Consider the following 20,289-nt stretch of genomic DNA (forward strand, 5'->3'; position numbering starts at 1 on the left):
CAAGTCATATTGTTGCTTGCGAAAACCGATACCGGTTGCCGCAACGATGCTGTAGAGCATTCCCGGTCGATATGGGATCATTCCGACAAAGCGGCCGGGTTTTGCGAAAAGGCTTGAGACATGGAAATACTGGACGTGCATGGAGTTGCCCTGCCTCTTTCTTCCGATGAGGTGTCGCCCGTCATCTGGCAGGCGCTGACCGACGGCAGCTACGAGGCGAAAGAGGCCCGCAGCGTCCTGAAAGCCATCAAGCCCGGCGATCGTGTGCTGGAGTTGGGATCCGGTATCGGCATCATCACGTCGATCATTGCCGGCATTGAGGATGTTTCCGTCTGGGCTTTCGAGGCCAACCCCTCCACGGCGGCGCTGGCAGAGCGGGTAATCAAGGCCAATTGCCGCGGCAATGTCGTGTTTTCGCAGGGACTTCTTACCGCCGACGAGCCGAGCTCCTATCCTTTTTACGTCCGCAGGGATCTCTGGATGTCGTCCATGGACGAAAACCAGGGGCCCTATGAAAAGCGCATCGAAATCTCCTCCGCCAATATCGATGAATTTATCGCCAGCCGGGGCATTACCGCGCTTGTCATGGATATCGAGGGCGCGGAACGCGACCTGCTCGGCAGGGCCGACCTGACCGGCGTGGAGCGGATATTCGTGGAGCTGCATGACCATCTTTACGGTCTCGCCGGGGTTCGCGATATCATGCAGGCGCTGACCGCCAAGGGATATGCCTATGATCCGCGCGGTTCACGCGGGCCCTGCGTCCTGTTCTCAAAGGACGAGAGCCCGAGGGAATACGATCCCGAGGTAGACTGAGGCCGCGTCGAATTCACGGAACCGTCTGCCCTCCATCCCCGTTCTCACACTTGCATGAGGGCGCGGAGCGGGTCGACACGTGTGCCGCGATGGTATGCGGGTCGAGAAGATAATTTCATAAACGGCAATTCATTCCCAATTATTGTTGCAATTGTTGCAACCGTTATCCTGCGTCATCATCCCTCCATCAAACCGGCGCACAACAGGCTGCGCCGGAGATGCCAACGCAACCGAAGGAGTAACGATCATGGGCTTTGTTAAGACGACAGACGGAACCGAAATCTTCTACAAGGACTGGGGCCCGAAGGATGCCCAGCCGATCATGTTCCACCATGGCTGGCCGCTCTCGTCCGATGACTGGGATGCGCAGATGCTGTTCTTCGTTTCCAAGGGTTTTCGCGTCGTCGCCCATGATCGCCGTGGCCACGGCCGTTCCGCCCAGGTCGCCGACGGTCATGACATGGATCACTACGCCGCCGACGCCTTTGCCGTCGTTGAGGCCCTCGATCTGAAGAATGCCGTCCATATCGGCCATTCCACCGGTGGCGGCGAAGTCGCCCGTTATGTCGCAAAACATGGCGAACCCGCCGGCCGTGTCGCCAAGGCGGTTCTCGTTTCCGCCGTGCCGCCGCTGATGCTCAAGACTGCGGCCAATCCGGAAGGCCTGCCGATGGAGGTTTTTGACGGCTTCCGCTCGTCGCTCGCCGCAAACCGCGCGCAGTTCTTCCGCGATGTGCCGGCCGGTCCCTTCTATGGCTTCAACCGCGATGGCGTGACCGTTCATGAAGGCGTTATCCAGAACTGGTGGCGTCAGGGCATGATGGGTAGCGCCAAGGCCCATTATGACGGTGTAAAAGCCTTCTCGGAAACCGACCAGACCGAAGACCTGAAGAATATCAGCGTTCCGACGCTGGTGCTGCATGGCGAAGACGACCAGATCGTGCCTATTGCCGACTCCGCCCTGAAATCGGTGAAGCTGTTGAAAAACGGCACGCTGAAGACCTATCCCGGCTTCTCGCACGGTATGTTGACGGTGAATGCCGATGTGCTGAACGCCGATCTTCTGGCCTTCATCAAGGGCTGATCCTTCCGCAAAAGCAAAATGCGGCCGACCATTCGGCCGCATTTTGCGTTTCGCATCAGGCTATGTGGCCTCGCCAGGCATTGCGGTAAGAGGCGAGACCGGGAATGTCGTGCGGCGTGAAATGGCGCTCGCGACCGGCAAGCGGCTTGATGCCGGTGAGTAGGGCCGCACCGGCGCTGGTGCCCGTGGACCCTTCGACCGCCGTTACTTCGGTGTCTGCAAAGCCGGCCAGCGCCTTCAGATAAAGGGCGTTGCTGGCGAAGGGGCCCTCCACAAGGATCGGACCTTTCCGCCCGATGAGCGAGAGGCTGCATTCCGTCATCAGGGCAAGATAAAGCGACGCCGCTGCGTGCCGTTCCGCAGCCGTGGAATTTTCATCGCCAATCCAGCGCGCGGCCTTATCGGGAAAGGGGCCGGAGCCGCTGACGACGCTCGGCAGCAGCATCATGCCCCCGGCAATCACGTCAGCGAGAGCCGCGTCTATCGCTTCGTCTTCCGCTGCCCCGAATTGCTGCGCCAGCATTTCATATTCCCTGCCGCCCATGAAGCGGGAGGAGGGAACGGGACGGCCGAAAGCATCGACATTCAGGAGTGTGTCACGGGTGGGATCGAGCGAACCCGCCGCGCCGCCGATGGCGAAATTCACCACCCAGGTGCCGGTGGAGACGACCGAAAAATCACCGTCCCGGCGCAGAAGATGCGGCAGGAGCGATGCGTTGGAATCGTGGATGCCACAATAGACCGGCATATGCGGTGAAAGACCGGTTTCCAGTGCTAGCGACGGGCGGATTGTTCCCAGCACATCGAAAGCGGAGCGGATCGGCGCCATCAAATGCTCGATACCGAGACGCGCGACGAGCGAGGAGAAACTTTTCCGGCGTGGGTTCCATAGATCCGTATGGCAGCCGAGCGAGGTCGTTTCCGTGGCCTGAATGCCCGTCAGTCGCGCCGCCCAATATTGCGCATAGGTGACGATGCTGCGCACTCTTGAGAAGTGGTCCGGAAAGGCCGCTTTCTGGAAATGGATTTGCGCGCCAAGGTTCAGCCCGACGGGAAGCTGCGGCGAGCCGGTTTCTGAAAAATCGGGCCTCAGGCCAAGATAGGCTTCTTCAATGGCTGCGGGATAGCCGTGTTCATAATCGAGCACCGGCATGGCGAGATCGCCGTTCCCATCGAGAAGTGCTGCCGAAGCGCCATGGGTGGTGATGGAAATCGCATCGAAACCGGGCTTCTGGCCGAAACGCTGAAGCGCGGAGAGAATGAAGCGCCAGAGCATTTCCACATCGTAATGCGGATAAATTCCATCACGAAGGACGGGGTTCGCCTGTTTTTCGCCGACAATCTCTTCGCCGCTGCCGGTGTCGATGACGACGACCTTGGCATTGGTCTTGCCGATATCGATGACCGCGACGCGGCCCGGTTTGATGCTCTCGCTCATGGCAGATGGAACACCGTTACCAGATCTTTTGCGACCGGCGAATTATCGGGATTGCTCTCCATGATATCGGCCATGTGCGCCCACCACTTCTTCATCACGGGGTGATCGGGCAAGGCCGCCATGCCGTGGTTCTTCGGGCGCGTCAGTACGCCGAACAGGATGTTGGTTTCCGGGTCGAGATGGATGGAGTAATCGCTCACACCCGCCTCGTGCAGCAGTGTCACCAGTTCGGGCCATATCTCGTCATGGCGCTTTTTATATTCGGCCTCTTTTCCGGCAAAGAGTTTCATCTTGAAGGCGTGTTTTTCAAGTTCCGGCATGGCTCAACCTCTCATGGCCCGAAGGCGACGGACAACGATGGGGATGGCGATGGTGACGATGAGCAGCAGACCGACGAAGATCGACATGACGATACCAGGCACATTCAGAAGACCGAGCCCGAAGGTGACGAGGCCCATGACGAAAGCCGCAATGACAACGCCTGCGATGGTGCCGGAGCCGCCGAGAATGGAGACACCGCCCAGCACCACCATGGTCACCACCTCAAGCTCCCACCCTTGGGCGATGGACGGGCGTGTGGAGCCCAACCGCGACGTGAGGCAGACGGCGGCGATGCCGCTCATCAGGCCGGTGAGCAGGAACAGGATGAACTTCACCCGCTCGACCGGAATGCCAGAGAAACGGGCGGCGAAGGGGTTGTTGCCGATCACATAGACCTGCCGGCCGAAATTGGTGGCGTGCAGCAGAATGGCGAAGAGGACGGCCATGGCGATGAACAGCACGAATTCGAAAGAAATCACCCAGAAAACGTAACCCTGACCGAAATAGGCAAAATCGGCGGGATATTTGCCATAGGCCTGATCGCCCAGCACCATATAGGAAATGCCGCGAAACAGGCTCATCGTGCCGATGGTGACGACGATGGACGGCAGCTTCAGCCCTGCGACCAGAAATCCGTTGAAGGCCCCGCACAAAAGCCCGGTGCCGATGCCGATGGCGACGAGGCCGGGCGTGCCGACCCCCATCTGCACTGCCGCACCCATGGCGGTGGAGGCGAGCGCGATGATGGCGGCGACGGAAAGATCAATTTCACCGGCGATGATCAGCAGCGCCATGGCGAAGGCGATGATCGCCTTTTCCGTGAAATTGAAGGTCGCATCCGACAGGTTCCACGCATTGAGGAAATAGGGCGAGGCCAGCGAATTGGCGATGAAGATGAGGATCGCAACGCCGAGCAGCAGCACTTCCCAGCTGGCCATGATGCGGCGCAGCGGCGTGCCGAGCTTGTCTGGAATGATGCGCGGGTTCTGTGCTGGTTGAGGCGTCGTGCTCATGCTGCGGCCTCCCTGGCCTGATCGCTTGCTGCGCGGTCACGCAGGATGATACGGCCTTTTCGAGCTTCGGCGCGGGCGTTGAAGACGACGGCGAGCACGATCACCACGCCGGAAATCGCCATCTGTGCAAAGGGCGAAATGCCGATGACGGGCAGGGCGTTCTTGATGACGCCGAGGAACAGCGCGCCGAGCACCGCACCAGCCACCGAGCCGATGCCGCCGGCAATCGAGATGCCGCCGATCACATTCGCCGCCACGCTGTCCAGCTCGAAACCGGCGGCGATATCGACATAGGCAACCGCATAACGCGAGACCCAGAGATAGCTGGCGAGGCCGGCAAGCGCGCCTGACAGCACGAAGGCGAAGAAGCGCGTGCGGCCGACATCGATGCCCGCATAGACGGCGGCACTCGGATTACCGCCCGACGCATAGGCGGAGCGGCCGAAGGAGGTGCGGCTGAGCACCAGCCATGCGCCGGCGATGATGAGGACCGCCACCCAGGAAAGCACCGGCATACCGAGGATCGTGGTGCGCGGCACGTTGAGGAAGGTGGGGGAAAGCTGGTGCGCATTCACCCAGCCGCCGCCGGACAGAACGAAAGCCATGCCGCGATAGATGGTGAGCGTGCCAAGCGTGACGACGATCGGCGGAATGCCGAGCCACCAGACGAGCACGCCGTTGAGCGAACCGAGAAATGCGCCGATGCCGACCGCCATGACGATGAGAAGCGGCAACGGAATGCCCGGAAAGGCGGCATTGGTCATCGCCACCGCCATGCCGGTGAAGGCGAGATTGGCGGCAACCGAAAGATCGATGGATTTGGTGAGAATGACCGCCATCTGGCCAAGCGCCAGAATGATGAGGATGGAGGTATCGTTGAAGATGTTGACGAGATTGGCCGGTCGGCCGAAGCCGGGGGCACGCAGCGCAAAACCAGCGATCATGATGATAATGATGCCCGCCAGCAGCCATTCGCGATTTTTGAGTAGACGTTGCATGGTTTTGCCCCTCTCAGGCATTGCCGGTGGCGGCGCGCACCAGCTTTTCCGGAGAAAAATCGGCGCGTTCGAACTGGCCCGCCATCAGGCCTTCGCGCATGACGATGGCGCGGTCGGACATGCCGAGGATTTCGGGAAGTTCGGATGAAATCATGATGATGGAGAGCCCCTCGGCCGCAAGCTCACTGATGAAGCCGTGCACGGCGGCCTTGGAGCCGATATCGATGCCCTTGGTCGGTTCATCGAGAATGATGACCTTGGGCTGTGTAGCGAGCCATTTTCCAATCACCACCTTCTGCTGGTTGCCGCCCGAAAGCGTGCCGACGGGCACCGAGAGGGCGGCGGCGCGCAGATCGAGCCGCGAGGCATATTTGCGTGCCAGCGCGAATTCATTGGCGGCGGCCAGAAACCCCTTGCGCGAAGTGCGCGCAAGAGAGGGTAGCGACATGTTCTGGTAAATCGGCATTTCGAGCGCGAGACCGTGGCGGCCGCGCTCTTCAGGCACATAAACGATGCCGGCGCGGATCGCATCTTCCGGCGAGCGGATGGTGAGCGGCTGGCCCTCCAGTGTTACCTGACCTGAAGCGGGGCGGGTAATGCCGAAAAGCGACTGGCACAGTTCCGAACGCCCGGCGCCGATCAGCCCGTAAAGGCCGAGTATCTCGCCCTTGCGCAGCTCGAGCGAAATATCGCGGAATTCCGTCTGATGGGAATAATCGCGCACCGAAAGAACCGTCGGACCAAGGGTGACGGCCTGCTTGGGAAAGGCGTTCGTCACGTCGCGGCCTACCATCAGCCGCACGATCTCGTCCTGCGGTGTGGCCGCAAGATTGCCCGCGCCGACCATCCTGCCGTCCCGGAACACCGCGTAATTTTCGGCGATCTCATAGACTTCATCAAACTTGTGGCTGATGAAGAGGATCGCCTTGCCCTGCCGCTTCAGGTTTTCAACGATTCGGAAGAGATCGTCGATCTCCTTGCGCGAAAGGGCGGCCGTCGGTTCGTCCATGATGACGATGCGCGCCTCGACGGACAACGCTCTGGCGATTGCCACGAGGTGGCGCTGCGCGATGGAAAGGTCCTTCAACCGGATCGTCGGATCGATGGTGCTTTCGAGCTGTTCCAGCAGTACCTTTGCGCGGGCATTGATGGTCTTCCAGTCGATCAGGCCGAAACGGCCTTTTGGCGCATGACCGAGGAAGATGTTCTCCCCCACGGAAAGCTCATCAAAAAGCACGGTTTCCTGATGAATGGCGGTTACGCCGGCATCGATGGCGTCCTGCGCGCTATGAAAATGGACGGGCTGGCCGTCGAGAAGGATTTCGCCCTCGTTAGGACGGTAAATGCCGGTGAGGATTTTGACGAGCGTGGATTTTCCCGCCCCGTTCTCGCCGATCAGCGCGGTGACCTTGCCGGGGTAAAGCGCGATATCGACGCCATCCAGCGCTTTGACGCCGGGAAATATCTGGCTGATGCCGCGCATTTCGAGAATGGGCGTGGCGCTGGAAGCCTCGGTAACGTCTAAGATTTTGGTTTCAGCACGCATCATCCGTCTTACCGGTCAGTTTTGAGTGGAGCGGCAAGGGGCACCCCCCTCTGCCCTGCCGGGCATCTCCCCCTCAAGGGGGGAGATCGGCAAGCGGATAACACCCTGCCTATGGAACGAGCGGGTGCGGCATATCGATCTCCCCCCTTGAGGGGGAGATGCCCGGCAGGGCAGAGGGGGGTGCCCTCCGCACACTGCCGTCACTTCTCAAGATCAAAAAATCTTCGAAAACTGATCGATATTCTTCGCATCATAAACAAACGGATCGGCCATCGCCGCTTCGCTGTTTTCGCCAACCTTGATCTTGCCCATGCGGCCGGCTTCGATTTCCGAGCCCGGCTTGCCATCGGTTTCGCCCTTCACCAAGCGATAGGCGATCTGGGTGGCGGAATAACCGAGGTCGATCGGGTTCCAGATGGCGAATTCCTTGGTGGCACCTGATTTGATGGCGCCGGCCATTTCAGACGGCAGGCCAAGGCCGGTCACATAGACCTGACCGATCTTGCCCGCATCCTTCACGGCCTGCGAGGCGGCGAGAACGCCAACCGTCGTCGGCGCAACGATGACCTTCACATTCGGCTGCGAGGAGAGCAGGCCCTGTGCTTCGCGATAGCTCTTGTCGGCGAGGTCGTCACCGTAAACCGTGGTGACGAGGTTGAGGCCGGGGAAGTCCTTCAGCTGCTTTTTCATCTCATCGATCCAGATATTCTGGTTCGTGGAGGTGGTGGTGGCCGAAAGAATGGCGAAATCGCCCTTGCCGCCTTCCAGATGCGACGCGGCAAGCTGCAGGCACATCTTGCCGATCAGTGCGTTGGACGAGGGGTTGAGCTGGAGAATGCGGCCTTCCGGCGCCACGCCCGAATCCCAGGAAATGACCTTGATGCCGCGCTGGGCAGCCTTTTTCAGCGCCGGAACGACGGCGTCGGGGTCATTGGCGGAAATGGCGATAGCGTCGACGCCCTGCGCGATCAGCGAATTGATGACTTCGATCTGGCCTTCCGCCGTGGTGCTGGTCGGACCCGTATAGATGATCTCTACGCCGCCGAGGTCCTTTGCGGCCTCCTGTGCGCCCTTGTTGGCGGCTTCGAAAAAGCCGTTGCCGAGTGATTTGACCACCAGTGCGATCTTCACATCGGCGGCCTGGGCAACGCCGCCCAGTCCTGCGACGGAGAGCGCCGCGCTGAGCGCCAGAGCGCTCGTCAATGTTCTGCGTGTGAGTTTCATGTCCCTTTTCCTCCCGTTTTGAACCTTTTTCCTCCCTTCGGTGCTCCTCAGGCGACCGAAGAAGAATCCTCTTCATCCGGTGGGGTGGCTGTCTTGCCATCCCTCACCGCGCCGACGACCAGCAATTCGACGCCAGCGTCTTCCACCATTCTCGCCGCCTCATCGGAAATCCCGTCATCGGTAATGATGGTCGAGACATTTTCGAGCGGGCATAAAATCAGGCTGGATCGCTTTCTGAATTTCGAAGAATCGACCATCACGATCAGCTCTTCCGCCTGTCGCATCAGCTTCTGCTCGCTCTGGATAACCAGCGCGTCTGACTCCATGATGCCGAGAGCGCCTACGCCCTGCGCACCGAGAAAAATCCGCCGTGCATAAAAATTGCGGATCGCATCGTTCTCGAAAGGCGACAGGATAAGGCTCTGATCGCGATAAATCGCGCCACCCGGCACGCTGACATTGCATTTGGAATGTTTGACCAGATGCTCGGCGATGGCAAAGGAATTGGTCATCACCTGCAGGCGGCGCGCCGCCATGTAATGTACCATCTGGAATGTGGTGGTGCCGCCATTCAGGATGATCGCATCGCCATCATTGCAGAGATCAACCGCCTTGCGCGCAATTGCGCGTTTCTTATCGATATTGACCGATTCGGACACCCGGAACGGCCGAGCGGCCAGGTTGCCGAGCTGCGGCGGATGCACCGCTTCCGCCCCGCCGCGCACGCGGCGCAACTTGCCCTGAACATGGAGCGACGCGATATCCCTGCGGATCGTCGCTTCCGACGCATCCGTCAGTTCGGCAATATCCTGCACCGTCACGACAGCTTTTTCCTGCGTGGCGCTCAAGATGATGCGATGGCGTTCGCGTTCGTGCATGGGGTCCTCCTGATTGTGATTATTCGCAATCTCTTTACGTTGTCAATCAAGAACGATCAAATTAATCAATATCGCGCTGCAACATGAAAATTTATGATCGTTTTTGATTGACATTGTGCTTTTGGATGCGCGATATCTGCCATCAAAGGAGGCGGGCCGGTATCGGCTCCGCGAATGCAGACAGATATTGGGAGGAAGACATGACGGGAAAATCCCGCCTTCTCGAGAGCCGTTGGGACGATGCCTATGCCAGAACGCTCGATGAGCCGGGCAAGCTGCTTTATCGCTCCAATCTGCTGGGCGCGGACAAGCGCATCACCAATTACGGCGGCGGCAATACATCCGCAAAGGTGCTTGAGGCCGATCCGCTGACGGGCGAGAAGGTCCGTGTCATGTGGGTGAAGGGTTCCGGCGGCGATGTCGGCACCATCAAGCTCGATGGCTTTGCGACGCTTTATCTCGACAAGCTGGAAGCGCTGAAGGGCATTTACAAGGGTGTCGCGGATGAAGACCGCATGGTCGGCTTCCTGCCCCATTGCACATTCAACCTTAATCCGCGCGCCGCCTCCATCGATACGCCGCTGCACGGTTTCGTGCCTTACGATCATGTCGACCACATGCATCCGGATGCGATCATCGCCATCGCCGCTTCGAAGAATTCGAAAGAATTGACGCAGCAGATATTCGGCGAGGAGATCGGCTGGTTGCCCTGGCGTCGTCCGGGTTTTCAGCTCGGTCTCGATCTGGAGGCTTTCGTCAAGGCCAACCCCAGAGCCAAGGGCGTTGTGCTGGAAAGCCACGGCCTGTTCACCTGGGATAATGACGCCAAGGCGTGTTACGAGCTGACGCTCGCCATCATCAACAAGGCGATTGAATGGTTTGCCGCCAAGACCGAAGGCAAGACGATTTTTGGCGGTGCTGTTTCTAAAAGTCTGCCCGTTGCCGAACGCCGCGCAATCGCTGCCCGACTGATGCCGGAAATCCGTGGCCGCATCGGCCGCGAGGAGCGCAAGCTCGGCCATTTCGACGATCAGGACGCGGTTCTGGAATTCGTCAATTCCAAGGATTTGAAGCCGCTCGGTGCGCTCGGCACCTCCTGCCCTGACCATTTCCTGCGCACGAAAATCCGCCCGCTGATCCTTGATCTTGATACCGCACATCCTGATGTGGACGCGTTGATGGCGGGTCTCGACGAGGCGCTGGAGGCTTACCGCGCCGATTATACGCGCTACTACGAAGCCTGCCGCCACGACAATTCACCTGATATGCGCGATCCGAATCCGGTGATTTTCCTGATCCCCGGTGTCGGCATGCTGTCCTTCGCCAAGGACAAGGCGACGGCCCGCATCGCCGGCGAGTTCTACGTCAACGCCATCAATGTCATGCGCGGCGCTTCCACCGTGTCCGACTATCAGGGTCTTCCCGAGCAGGAAGCCTTCGATATCGAATATTGGCTGCTGGAAGAGGCAAAGCTGCAGCGCATGCCGAAACCGAAGAGCCTTGCCGGTCGCGTGGCTTTTGTTACTGGCGGCGCTGGCGGCATCGGCCGTGCAACCGCCGAACGCCTTGCGGGCGAGGGCGCCTGCGTGGTGCTCGCAGATATTGACGAGACGGCGCTGGAAGCCGCCAAGGGCGATTTCGTCAAGCGTTACAGCACTGACGCGGTGCGTACGGTCAAGCTTGACGTGACGCAGGAAGATGCCGTTATTTCCGCTTTTGCGGAAGCGAGCGTGGAATTCGGCGGCGTGGATATTCTTGTTTCCAATGCCGGCATTGCCTCTTCCGCTCCGGTGGAAGACACGACGCTTGCCATGTGGAACAAGAATATCGACATTCTCGCCACGGGCTATTTCCTCGTTTCTCGCGAAGCGTTCCGGCTGCTGCGGCGTCAGAATCTCGGCGGTAACGTCGTGTTCGTCGCCTCTAAAAACGGCCTTGCCTCTTCGCCCAATGCATCTGCCTATTGCACGGCGAAGGCTGCGGAAATTCATCTGGCCCGTTGCCTTGCTCTGGAAGGGGCGGAAGCGGGTATTCGCGTCAACACCGTCAATCCCGACGCCGTGTTGCGTGGCTCGAAAATCTGGAACGGCGAGTGGCGCGAGCAGCGCGCGGCCTCGTCCAAGATCGAGGTGACCGATCTGGAGGAGCATTACCGCAAGCGCTCGATGCTGAAGCTCAACGTGTTCCCGGAAGACATCGCAGAAGCGATCTACTTCCTGGCGTCCGACGCCTCCGCCAAGTCAACCGGCAACATCATCAATGTCGATGCCGGAAACGCGCAGAGCTTCACACGATAGGATGGGACGGTAACAGGCGGCGGCATCGCCGTCATTACCGGGGGAGGAAGAGATGACCGACACGAAAATCGCCGTTGATGTGATAGCGGCCGAAAATGACAAGCGCGCCGCTGCGCTGAAAGACGACTACGAGGCGCTTGGCAATCAGCTGGCCCGTCGCAATATCGATATCGACGCAGTCACGGCCAAGGTGGCGGAGTTTTTCGTCGCTGTCCCATCCTGGGGCGTCGGCACCGGCGGCACCCGCTTTGCCCGTTTTCCGGGTGCGGGCGAGCCGCGCGGTATTTTCGACAAGCTGGATGATTGCGCCGTCATCAACCAGCTGACGCGGGCGACGCCGAATGTTTCTCTGCATATTCCGTGGGACAAGCAGGACCCGAAGCGCTTGAAGGCCCATGCCGATGCACTCGGCCTCGGCTTCGACGCCATGAATTCCAACACTTTCTCGGATGCGCCGGGCCAGAGCCATTCCTACAAATACGGTTCGCTCAGCCACACGGATGCCGCGACGCGCCGGCAGGCTGTTGAACACAACATCGAATGTATCGAGATCGGTAAAGCCATCGGTTCCAAGGCGCTGACGGTTTGGGTGGGCGACGGCTCCAATTTCCCGGGCCAGAGCAACTTCACCAGAAGTTTCGAGCGTTATCTTGCGGCCATGGCCGATATCTACAAGGCGTTGCCAGATGACTGGCGCATCTTTTCCGAACACAAGATGTATGAGCCGGCCTTCTATTCCACCGTCGTGCAGGACTGGGGCACCAATTACCTTATCGCCAATACGCTCGGCGAAAAGGCCTTCTGCCTCGTCGATCTCGGCCACCATGCGCCGAACACCAATATTGAGATGATCGTCGCGCGGCTCATCCAGTTCGGCAAGCTCGGTGGTTTCCACTTCAACGATAGCAAATATGGCGATGACGATCTGGATGCCGGCTCAATTGAGCCATATCGCCTGTTCCTCGTCTTCAACGAGCTGGTGGATGCCGAACATCGCGGCGTGAAGGGTTTCCATCCCGCCCACATGATCGACCAGTCGCACAATGTGACGGACCCGATCGAAAGCCTGATCTCTAGCGCCAACGAAATCCGCCGGGCTTACGCGCAGGCTCTGCTGGTGGATCGCGCGGCTCTGGACGGCTACCAGCGGGATAATGATGCGCTGATGGCCTCCGATACGCTGAAACGGGCCTATCGCACGGATGTCGAGCCTGTTCTCGCCAAGGCAAGGCAACTGGCGGGTGGTGCGATTGATCCGATTGCGGCCTACCGTGCGAGCGGCTATCGCAGCCATGTTGCGGCGGAACGCCCGGCGTCGGTCGGCGGCAGCGGCGGTATCGTATAGTCTTCGCTTTGCTGAAGGTGAGAACAAGCCTCGAAGTCACGCCGAGTATGCGCTGAGAGCTGACAGCCTTGCATCAATCCCTCTTCCGTCATCCTCGGGTCAAGCCCGAGGATGACGCCGCGGTGGGGTGTGATCGGCGCTCAGCCCGGCTTTATCACTCCCGCGAAGGCGCTTGCCTGCGAACCTGAAACGTATGCTCAGGCCCCGGAAATGCCCCGGAGCGCACCTCATCTGCATAACTTGCCGCCGCTTCCGAAACCGTCGAACCCAGATCGGCGAACCGCTTGACGAATTTCGGTTTGAAGTCGGTGAAGAGGCCGAGCATGTCGTCGGAGACGAGCACCTGCCCGTCGCAGGCCGGCGATGCGCCGATGCCGACCGTAGGTGCGGCGAGTTTTTCGGTCAGTTCGCGGGCCAGCGGCTCGACGGTGCCTTCCACGACGATGGCGAAGGCGCCCGCCTGATCGACTGAAATTGCGTCACGCCAGATCTTCTGCGTTTCCGCATCCGAATGTCCGAGCGAGCGGAAACCGCCGGCGGTGTGCACCAACTGCGGCATCAGACCGACATGCCCGAACACCGGAATGCCGCGGGCGACCAGAAAGGCGATGGTCTCCGCCATCTCCTCGCCGCCCTCCAGCTTCACGCCATCGCAGCCGGTTTCCTGCATCAGCCGCACGGCGTTGCGGAACGCCTGTTCCTTGGATTCCTGATAGGTACCGAAGGGAAGATCGACGATGACGCAGGCATGTTCGACGCCGCGCATGACGGCACGGCCATGGGCGATCATCATGTCCAGTGTGACGCCGACCGTCGTGTCCATGCCGTAAAGCACCATGCCGAGGGAATCGCCGACCAGGAGCAGATCACAATGCGGATCGAGCAGGCGGGCAATCGGCGTCGTATAGGCGGTCAGGCAGACGATGCGCGCGCCGCCTTTCATCTGCCTGATGGAGGCTGTTGTCAGCCGCTTGGGTTTTCCATGGGCGCTCATTGGGCAGCCTCCGGTTGATCTATCTTGACGCGCCCGATGACGCGCCCGATGACGCGGTTGTCGAGGAGCCTCGTGCTGCCGACCCTGACGAACAGCGCCACCAGCACCGGTCCCGCCTGCAATGAGGAAACGGGGGCGAGCGTATCGGGATCGCGCACCGCGACGACTTCCGGCGACGCCAGCGGCTCGGCGGCGATGAATTTTTCTATGGCAGCCTCGAATGCGGCGGGGTCGTCGAAGCCTTCACCATAAAGGCGTGCCGCTTCATCCAGCGCGCGCGGCAAGATCACGGCGGCGGCACGTTCTTTGGGGTTTAGATAAACGTTACGAGAGGAACAGGCGAGCCCGTCGGCCTCGCGCACGGTGGCGACGGGCACGACCCTGACCGGCTGGGCGAGGTCCTCTACCATGCGACGGATCAGTGTTACCTGCTGATAGTCCTTCTCACCGAAATAGGCGGCATCCGGCTGGACGAGGTTAAAAAGCTTGGTCACGACGGTCGTGACACCGGCGAAATGCCCCGGCCGCACCGCGCCTTCCAGTTGGCTGCCTAGTTCGGGCACGTCCACGACGGTCTGCATCGGGCGCGGATACATCTCGGAAACGTCGGGCGCGAAAAGAATGTCGACGCCTGCCTCTTCCAGCAATGCGCTGTCGCGGGCGAGATCGCGCGGGTAACGGGCCAGATCCTCATTCGCGCCGAATTGCAGCGGGTTGACGAAGATCGAAACCACTGTCACGTCGTTTTCCGCTTTTGCTTGGGCAACAAGCGTCAGATGGCCGATATGGAGAAAGCCCATGGTCGGCACGAAGCCGATGGTTTTGCCCGCACGGCGAAAAGCTGCGGTGGCCTCCCGCAATTCGGCGACGGTTTTTACAAGCTGCATGGGTCTCCTCCGGCTCCCCCAATCGCGGTCCGGCGAAAGGTGCTGGATAGAACGCGATTTGCCCAACGGGGTCAACGCACGCATCGGGATTATATCGATTGACCCAGGACGACTTTCGAAAAAATCGGTGTTCGGGCAGGAGTGGTCGCGATCACTCCACCCAGAGCGGCTTCCTTTTTTCGGCAAAGGCCAATCGCCCCTCCCGCGCCTCGTTGCTGCCGCTGATTGTGGCGATCACGCTTTCGGCAAAGGCGAGCCGCTCAGCGGACGGCATATCGCGCATCGTCAGCAACGCCGCTTTTCCGGCCGCGATCGCGCCCGGCGCATTTTGCCGCAGCCGGGTGAGAATATCCTCGACCACGCCGTCGAGTTCGTCCGACGGGACTGCCCTGTTGACGAGGCCAAGGCGCTCCGCGTCGGAAGCGTTGATCGGGGCGCCGAGATAGGCCATTTGCTGAAGCTGGCCCAGTGGCATCTTCGCCAGAAGCTTCGCCGCCACCATGGCCGGAAAAAGCCCGACGCGCACTTCCGGCAAACCGAATTCGGCATGAGCGGCGGCATAGGCAAGATCACAGGCGGCGACGATGCCAAGCCCGCCGGCCAGAACCCGGCCATTGATGCGTGCCATGACGATCTTGTCGCAGCCCTCGATGGCGCGCATCACATCGGCAATGGGGTTCGTTCCATCAGGCGAGAGGAACATACCCCCGGCGCTTTCCTTGAGGTCTGCCCCGGAGCAGAAACTGCGGTCTCCCGCGGCCGTTATCACCACGGCGCGCAGGCCACCATCACTCGATGCCGCGCGGATGGCCTTCGCCAGGGCGTCCGTTATCGCAGCATTCAACGCGTTGTGTACCTCCGGCCGGTTGAGCGTCAGCCAGAGAATGTCCTTGCGCCTTTCGCTCAGCAGTTCATCCGCCATGCGTGTCACCCCTCCTGTCTTGCCGCAAGCAGCGCCTTGCCGGCGCGGGCCGCATTCGGTCTGCCGAGATGCAGGCTGATCCAGTCGCCGGTTTTCGCCACTGCCATAAGGTCGATACCGGTTTTAATGCCAAGCCCCTGCAGCAGATAAACGACGTCTTCGGTGGCGACATTGCCGCTGGCGCCCGGCGCAAAGGGGCAGCCGCCCAGTCCGGCGACGGAACTGTCGAAGACGGAGATACCTTCATCCAGCGAGGCCAGCACATTGGCGACGCCCTGCCCATAGGTATCGTGAAAATGCATGGCGATTTTTTCGCGCGGAATGTTGGTCGACACCCGTTCGATGACGTTGCGAATATGCGCGGCCGTGCCGATGCCGATCGTATCGCCGAGCGAGATTTCGTAACAGCCAAGCCCGATAAGCGCCTCGGCCATTGCCGCTACCTCATCGGGCGCCACCGCGCCGTCATAGGGGCAGCCCGCAATGCAGGAAACGTAACCGCGCATGAGGATGTTCCGCCCGCCCGCCGCCTGCGCAACATCGCGCAGGCGCTCGAGGCTTTCGGCGCGCGAGCAGCCGATATTGTGCTGGCTAAAGCCTTCGGAGGCGGACACGAAAACGGCTATTTCCGTCACGCCGGCATCAATGGCGGCTTCGAAACCTTTCATATTGGGAACGAGCGCCGGATAGGCGGCGCCGGATCGTCGTTCGAGGCCCTGAAATACCTCCTTCGAGTCAGCCATTTGCGGCACTTTTTTAGGTGAGACGAAAGCGCCTGCTTCCACCGCAGTCAATCCGGCTGCGGCCAGCTGTTCGATCAGCTCGATCTTTATGGCGGTTGGAACCTCGGCGCTTTCGTTCTGCAGGCCGTCGCGCGCGCCCACTTCGACGATTTTTACCGTTTGGGGCCAGTTCATCTCATGCCGCCTCCGGTTCAAAATCCACCAGCACCGCACCGGCCGCGACCATATCGCCCTCGACGCAATTGATGGCCGTGACCGTGCCTTTCGCCGGTGCGCGGATCGTGTGCTCCATTTTCATCGCTTCCATCACCACAAGCGCCTCGCCGGCCTCAACCGCAGCACCGTTCCGGCTCAGCAAAGCGCGGATAACGCCGGGCATGGGTGCTTCCAGACCATCGGTATGGGTGGAGGAATCCTCGATATCGACGGGATCAGGCTGGGCGATGCGATAATGCTCGCCATCCAGAAAAAGCGCGTAACTGCCGCCTTCTGCAAAAAAATGGCCCTGCCTTTTCCTGTCTTCCACGGTTGCACGGAGTTTGCCGTCGTCCGAGAGGCTGCCGTGGGCGCTGATCGTCCGTCCGTCGATGGAAAGCGAAAAGCCGTCCGCCTCATGCGTGACGCCGACGTTAAGCGGCTGGTTCTCAAAGGTGAAATACAGCGTTTCCCGCGACGGCGCGTTGAGGCGGAAGGCGGCTGCCGTGTTCCACGGGCTATAGGGATCGGCCTCTGAACCTGACTTTCCGTTTTTCTGCCGCGAGAGTAGCAGGCCAAGCGCGGCCGCGGCTATCTCGTTCCCGTCCTTCGGGGCCGGGGCAAAAAGCACGGCTTCATTGCGGGCTATGAAGCCGGTGTCGAGATCGGCGTTGGCGAAGGCCTCAATTCCCGCAAGCCGGGTCAGAAAGGCGGCATTGCTGGTGACGCCGCAGATTGCCAGATTTTCCAACGCCAACCGCAGACGCCGCACCGCCGATGGGCGGTCACGATCCCAGACGATCAGCTTGGCGATCATCGGATCGTAATGCACGGTAATGGCGTCCCCGGCGCGGATGCCGCTGTCTATCCTGACGTGAGGGCCTTGATCGAGAAAAACGAGATGGCTGACCGTGCCGATCGACGGCAAAAAATCATGCGCGGGGTCTTCGGCATAAATCCGGGCCTCGATGGCGTGGCCGTTTATGCCGAGATCCGCCCAGCCTTCCGGCAGAGCCTCACCATCCGCAACACGGAGCTGCCATTCGACCAGATCGAGCCCGGTAATATATTCCGTCACCGGATGTTCGACCTGAAGCCTCGTGTTCATTTCCATGAAGTAGAACTCGCCTGATGGGTCGAGCAGGAATTCCACGGTTCCCGCGCCGCGATAATCAATGGCGCGGGCAGCGGCGACGGCCGCCTGATACATGCGTTGCCTGAGCGCATCGGGCAGGCCGGGGGCGGGGGCTTCCTCTATGACTTTCTGGTGGCGGCGCTGGATCGAGCAATCGCGCTCGAAAAGTGAGAAACAATTGCCGTGGCCATCGGCAAAGACCTGCACTTCCACATGGCGCGGCCGCTCCAGATATTTTTCGATCAGCATACGGTCATTGCCGAAGGCGGCGAGCGCTTCGCGTTTTGCGCCGGCAAGTTCCGCCGCAAATTCACGTTTCTTCCGCACGATGCGCATGCCCTTGCCGCCGCCGCCGGCTGAGGCCTTGAGCAGAACGGGATAACCTATGGCGTCCGCTTCACTGCGCAGCCGCTCTTCCGCCTGATCCTCTCCGTGAAAGCCGGGAACGACGGGAACGCCCGCCTTCGCCATCAGCGCTTTCGCCTCGCTTTTTCCACCCATGGCGCGGATCGCTGCCGCCGGCGGGCCAATGAAAACAAGACCGGCGGCGGCACAGGCTTCGGCGAAACCGGCATTTTCCGAGAGGAAACCATAACCCGGATGGACCGCTTCCGCGCCGGTCGCTTTTGCGGCGGCGATGATTTTTTCGCCGTCGAGATAGGAAGCACGCGCGGGTGCGAGGCCAATGGCGATTGCCTCGTCGGCCAGGGCCACATGCATGGCGTCACGGTCGGCATCCGAATAGACCGCGACGGTGCGGATGCCCATCTTGGCGGCGGTGCGGATGATCCGGCAGGCGATTTCGCCCCTGTTGGCGATCAGTATTTTCGAGAACATCGTCGCCTCACATCCTGAATATGCCGAAACGGGTGGGTTCTATCGGTGCGTTGAGCGCAGCGGAGAGACCGAGGCCAAGCACGAGGCGGGTATCTCTGGGGTCGATGATGCCGTCATCCCACAGCCTCGCGCTGGCATAATAGGGATGGCCTTCCCGCTCGTATTTTTCCCGGATCGGCTGCTTGAACGCCTCTTCGCCTTCCTTCGACCAGTGGCGGCCATCGGCCTCGATACCATCGCGGCGGATTTGTGCCAGAACAGAGGCCGCCTGTTCGCCGCCCATGACCGAAATGCGGGCGTTGGGCCACATCCACAGGAAGCGCGGCGAATAGGCTCGCCCGCACATGCCGTAATTGCCGGCACCGAAGGAGCCGCCGATAATGACGGTGAATTTCGGCACTTTGGCGGATGCGACGGCGGTGACGAGCTTGGCGCCATCCTTGGCGATGCCGCCGGCCTCATAGGCCTTGCCGACCATGAAGCCGGTGATGTTCTGCAGGAAGACCAGCGGAATACCGCGCTGGCAGCAGAGCTCGATGAAATGTGCACCCTTCAGCGCCGATTCCGAAAACAGGATGCCGTTATTGGCGATGATGCCGACGGGATAGCCATGGATATGGGCGAAACCGCAGACTAGCGTCGTGCCGTAAAGCGCCTTGAACTCGTCGAATTCGGAACCATCCACCAGGCGCGCGATGATCTCGCGCACCTCGAAAGGCTTGCGTGTATCGGCGGGAACGATGCCGTAAAGTTCTTCCGCCGGATAAAGCGGCTCCGCTGGCTCGCGAATATCCAGTTCCACCTGTTTGCGGCGGTTAAGGGTGGAGACGATCCTCCGGGTCAGCGAAAGCGCGTGGCGGTCGTCGTGGGCGTAGTGATCGGTGACGCCGGATTGTCGCGAATGCACATCTGCGCCGCCGAGTTCTTCCGCGCTCACCACTTCGCCAGTTGCAGCCTTCACCAGCGGCGGGCCGCCGAGAAAGATCGTGCCCTGATTTTTGACGATGACGGACTGGTCGCTCATGGCAGGCACATAGGCCCCGCCCGCCGTGCAGCTGCCCATCACCACGGCAATCTGGGCGATGCCTTCCGCCGACATATTGGCCTGATTGTAGAAGATGCGGCCGAAATGATCGCGGTCGGGAAACACCTCGTCCTGATTGGGAAGGTTCGCACCGCCGGAATCCACCAGATAAATGCAGGGCAGGCGGTTCTCAGTGGCGATTTCCTGCGCGCGCAGGTGTTTCTTGACGGTCAGCGGATAATAGGTGCCGCCTTTTACCGTCGCATCATTGGCGACGATGACGCATTCACGACCCGAGACCCGGCCGATGCCGGTGACGATGCCGGCGGCGGGAACGGGTTCGTCATAGACCTCAAAGGCCGCAAATTGCGAAAATTCGAGAAACGGGCTGCCGGGATCGAGAAGCGCCTCGATCCGGTCCCGCGCCAGCAATTTTCCACGCGAAAGATGCCGTTCGCGCGCCTTGTCGCCGCCGCCCCTCGAGATTTTTTCGACGTGCTGCCGCAGGTCGTCCACCAAACCGGACATGAAGGTGGTGTTGGCGGTGAAGGCGGGGTCGCGGTTCAGACTGGATGTAAGCTTCATCGCATTT

17 protein-coding genes are annotated in these 20,289 nt (G+C 60.5%); 4 read left to right on the top strand and 13 right to left on the bottom strand.

Annotation, left to right across the window (positions count from 1 at the left end; genetic code table 11):
- Nucleotides 1-120: 120 nt before the first annotated feature.
- Nucleotides 121-816: an FkbM family methyltransferase gene (locus CFB10_RS05075; protein WP_003522567.1), complete on the top strand. Its 696-nt coding sequence runs from the start codon at nt 121-123 to the stop codon at nt 814-816.
- 247 nt (nt 817-1,063) lie between these two features.
- The gene (locus CFB10_RS05080) at nt 1,064-1,900 is read left to right on the top strand and encodes an alpha/beta fold hydrolase (RefSeq protein ID WP_020012065.1); all 837 of its coding nucleotides are present in this window, start codon (nt 1,064-1,066) and stop codon (nt 1,898-1,900) included.
- A 55-nt stretch (nt 1,901-1,955) separates the two neighbouring features.
- Here the strand turns inward: CFB10_RS05080 and CFB10_RS05085 are convergent, their stop codons facing one another.
- The 7 genes from CFB10_RS05085 to CFB10_RS05120 form a co-directional block, all read right to left on the bottom strand.
- Nucleotides 1,956-3,338 (bottom strand): FGGY-family carbohydrate kinase, encoded by a 1,383-nt coding sequence (locus CFB10_RS05085; RefSeq protein WP_020012064.1) that lies wholly within the window; start codon nt 3,336-3,338, stop codon nt 1,956-1,958.
- Nucleotides 3,335-3,658 carry an L-rhamnose mutarotase gene (gene rhaM / locus CFB10_RS05090; protein WP_020012063.1) on the bottom strand — a complete coding sequence of 108 codons (324 nt, stop codon included), beginning with the start codon at nt 3,656-3,658 and terminating at the stop codon, nt 3,335-3,337. Before rhaM ends, CFB10_RS05085 begins: the two co-directional genes overlap by 4 nt.
- Nucleotides 3,659-3,661: 3 nt before the next feature.
- The gene (locus CFB10_RS05095) at nt 3,662-4,672 is read right to left on the bottom strand and encodes an ABC transporter permease (protein ID WP_020012062.1); all 1,011 of its coding nucleotides are present in this window, start codon (nt 4,670-4,672) and stop codon (nt 3,662-3,664) included.
- Nucleotides 4,669-5,670, bottom strand: a complete 1,002-nt coding sequence (locus tag CFB10_RS05100) for an ABC transporter permease (RefSeq protein WP_026364006.1) — start codon at nt 5,668-5,670, stop codon at nt 4,669-4,671. Before CFB10_RS05100 ends, CFB10_RS05095 begins: the two co-directional genes overlap by 4 nt.
- 13 nt (nt 5,671-5,683) lie before the next feature.
- Entirely contained in the window at nt 5,684-7,219 is a 1,536-nt protein-coding gene (locus CFB10_RS05105; RefSeq protein ID WP_020012060.1) for a sugar ABC transporter ATP-binding protein, read from the bottom strand.
- Between the two features lie 210 nt (nt 7,220-7,429).
- The gene (gene rhaS / locus CFB10_RS05115) at nt 7,430-8,440 is read right to left on the bottom strand and encodes a rhamnose ABC transporter substrate-binding protein (protein ID WP_003522574.1); all 1,011 of its coding nucleotides are present in this window, start codon (nt 8,438-8,440) and stop codon (nt 7,430-7,432) included.
- A 47-nt stretch (nt 8,441-8,487) separates the two neighbouring features.
- Nucleotides 8,488-9,318 (bottom strand): DeoR/GlpR family DNA-binding transcription regulator, encoded by an 831-nt coding sequence (locus CFB10_RS05120; protein ID WP_020012058.1) that lies wholly within the window; start codon nt 9,316-9,318, stop codon nt 8,488-8,490.
- 200 nt (nt 9,319-9,518) lie between these two features.
- On the opposite strand from CFB10_RS05120, the gene CFB10_RS05125 reads away from it, so the two are divergent.
- Together CFB10_RS05125 and rhaI are read left to right on the top strand one after the other, a co-directional pair.
- Nucleotides 9,519-11,615 carry a bifunctional rhamnulose-1-phosphate aldolase/short-chain dehydrogenase gene (locus CFB10_RS05125; protein ID WP_026364005.1) on the top strand — a complete coding sequence of 699 codons (2,097 nt, stop codon included), beginning with the start codon at nt 9,519-9,521 and terminating at the stop codon, nt 11,613-11,615.
- A 52-nt stretch (nt 11,616-11,667) separates the two neighbouring features.
- The gene (rhaI, locus tag CFB10_RS05130; RefSeq protein WP_020012056.1) at nt 11,668-12,960 is read left to right on the top strand and encodes an L-rhamnose catabolism isomerase; all 1,293 of its coding nucleotides are present in this window, start codon (nt 11,668-11,670) and stop codon (nt 12,958-12,960) included.
- Nucleotides 12,961-13,114: 154 nt separating this feature from the next.
- Here the strand turns inward: rhaI and panB are convergent, their stop codons facing one another.
- The 6 genes from panB to CFB10_RS05160 all read right to left on the bottom strand — a co-directional run bounded on the left by panB (nt 13,115) and on the right by CFB10_RS05160 (nt 20,282).
- A complete protein-coding gene (gene panB, locus CFB10_RS05135; RefSeq protein ID WP_020012055.1) occupies nt 13,115-13,954 on the bottom strand; it encodes a 3-methyl-2-oxobutanoate hydroxymethyltransferase in 840 nt (279 codons plus the stop codon).
- The gene (panC, locus tag CFB10_RS05140; protein WP_020012054.1) at nt 13,951-14,841 is read right to left on the bottom strand and encodes a pantoate--beta-alanine ligase; all 891 of its coding nucleotides are present in this window, start codon (nt 14,839-14,841) and stop codon (nt 13,951-13,953) included. Before panC ends, panB begins: the two co-directional genes overlap by 4 nt.
- Nucleotides 14,842-14,992: 151 nt before the next feature.
- Entirely contained in the window at nt 14,993-15,763 is a 771-nt protein-coding gene (locus CFB10_RS05145) for an enoyl-CoA hydratase-related protein (protein ID WP_020012053.1), read from the bottom strand.
- A 5-nt stretch (nt 15,764-15,768) separates the two neighbouring features.
- Nucleotides 15,769-16,680: a hydroxymethylglutaryl-CoA lyase gene (locus tag CFB10_RS05150; RefSeq protein WP_020012052.1), complete on the bottom strand. Its 912-nt coding sequence runs from the start codon at nt 16,678-16,680 to the stop codon at nt 15,769-15,771.
- A 1-nt stretch (nt 16,681) separates the two neighbouring features.
- Entirely contained in the window at nt 16,682-18,673 is a 1,992-nt protein-coding gene (locus CFB10_RS05155) for an acetyl/propionyl/methylcrotonyl-CoA carboxylase subunit alpha (RefSeq protein ID WP_020012051.1), read from the bottom strand.
- 7 nt (nt 18,674-18,680) lie between these two features.
- Entirely contained in the window at nt 18,681-20,282 is a 1,602-nt protein-coding gene (locus CFB10_RS05160; RefSeq protein ID WP_020012050.1) for a carboxyl transferase domain-containing protein, read from the bottom strand.
- Nucleotides 20,283-20,289 lie beyond the last annotated feature (7 nt).

This window comes from Agrobacterium sp. 719_389 (assembly GCF_900188475.1).
In the GTDB taxonomy this organism is placed as follows: Bacteria; Pseudomonadota; Alphaproteobacteria; order Rhizobiales; family Rhizobiaceae; genus Agrobacterium; species Agrobacterium radiobacter.

What these genes read in the sequence shown, in the direction of transcription:
- CFB10_RS05075 (WP_003522567.1), top strand. Translation starts at nt 121, where the DNA reads ATGGAAATACTGGACGTGCATGGAGTTGCCCTGCCTCTTTCTTCCGAT.
- CFB10_RS05080 (WP_020012065.1), top strand. Translation starts at nt 1,064, where the DNA reads ATGGGCTTTGTTAAGACGACAGACGGAACCGAAATCTTCTACAAGGAC.
- CFB10_RS05085 (WP_020012064.1), bottom strand. Translation starts at nt 3,338, where the DNA reads ATGAGCGAGAGCATCAAACCGGGCCGCGTCGCGGTCATCGATATCGGC.
- rhaM (WP_020012063.1), bottom strand. Translation starts at nt 3,658, where the DNA reads ATGCCGGAACTTGAAAAACACGCCTTCAAGATGAAACTCTTTGCCGGA.
- CFB10_RS05095 (WP_020012062.1), bottom strand. Translation starts at nt 4,672, where the DNA reads ATGAGCACGACGCCTCAACCAGCACAGAACCCGCGCATCATTCCAGAC.
- CFB10_RS05100 (WP_026364006.1), bottom strand. Translation starts at nt 5,670, where the DNA reads ATGCAACGTCTACTCAAAAATCGCGAATGGCTGCTGGCGGGCATCATT.
- CFB10_RS05105 (WP_020012060.1), bottom strand. Translation starts at nt 7,219, where the DNA reads ATGATGCGTGCTGAAACCAAAATCTTAGACGTTACCGAGGCTTCCAGC.
- rhaS (WP_003522574.1), bottom strand. Translation starts at nt 8,440, where the DNA reads ATGAAACTCACACGCAGAACATTGACGAGCGCTCTGGCGCTCAGCGCG.
- CFB10_RS05120 (WP_020012058.1), bottom strand. Translation starts at nt 9,318, where the DNA reads ATGCACGAACGCGAACGCCATCGCATCATCTTGAGCGCCACGCAGGAA.
- CFB10_RS05125 (WP_026364005.1), top strand. Translation starts at nt 9,519, where the DNA reads ATGACGGGAAAATCCCGCCTTCTCGAGAGCCGTTGGGACGATGCCTAT.
- rhaI (WP_020012056.1), top strand. Translation starts at nt 11,668, where the DNA reads ATGACCGACACGAAAATCGCCGTTGATGTGATAGCGGCCGAAAATGAC.
- panB (WP_020012055.1), bottom strand. Translation starts at nt 13,954, where the DNA reads ATGAGCGCCCATGGAAAACCCAAGCGGCTGACAACAGCCTCCATCAGG.
- panC (WP_020012054.1), bottom strand. Translation starts at nt 14,841, where the DNA reads ATGCAGCTTGTAAAAACCGTCGCCGAATTGCGGGAGGCCACCGCAGCT.
- CFB10_RS05145 (WP_020012053.1), bottom strand. Translation starts at nt 15,763, where the DNA reads ATGGCGGATGAACTGCTGAGCGAAAGGCGCAAGGACATTCTCTGGCTG.
- CFB10_RS05150 (WP_020012052.1), bottom strand. Translation starts at nt 16,680, where the DNA reads ATGAACTGGCCCCAAACGGTAAAAATCGTCGAAGTGGGCGCGCGCGAC.
- CFB10_RS05155 (WP_020012051.1), bottom strand. Translation starts at nt 18,673, where the DNA reads ATGTTCTCGAAAATACTGATCGCCAACAGGGGCGAAATCGCCTGCCGG.
- CFB10_RS05160 (WP_020012050.1), bottom strand. Translation starts at nt 20,282, where the DNA reads ATGAAGCTTACATCCAGTCTGAACCGCGACCCCGCCTTCACCGCCAAC.